The sequence below is a fragment of the Pseudoalteromonas sp. RB2-MNA-CIBAN-0110 genome (assembly GCF_040309305.1).
Classification (GTDB): Bacteria; Pseudomonadota; Gammaproteobacteria; order Enterobacterales; family Alteromonadaceae; genus Pseudoalteromonas; species Pseudoalteromonas arctica.
Genome location: NZ_JBEOOQ010000218.1, coordinates 1 through 261 on the forward strand (window position 1 = coordinate 1; position 261 = coordinate 261).

Here is a 261-nt window from a genome sequence, read left to right on the forward strand (position 1 = left end):
TATAGAAGTTGCCTTGAGGGTCGATATATCGCATACACTTGGTGAGAAAAACCCCTTTGCCTATTTAAAAGCTGATTGTTTATTTCCCGATTTTAGCGAAGTACTTGATGGGCGCAAAGGTGTAACAAAACATCACGACTGGCTCAGTGGCCACGCTAAACTAATAAGCCGTTCAAAAGAAGAGTTTGTTAAGCATAATAAAGCGAAGTATGGGCTGCCTTTACCTATTTGGGTTGCCTGTGAGGTCTGGGATTTTGGTAC

At 42.1% G+C, this 261-nt stretch carries 1 protein-coding gene; it reads left to right on the top strand.

The genetic code is table 11. From position 1 onward, the window contains the following. Positions 1 to 261 (top strand): Abi family protein (locus tag AAEY68_RS21245; protein ID WP_350586848.1); only part of this gene is annotated, 261 nt, incomplete at both ends.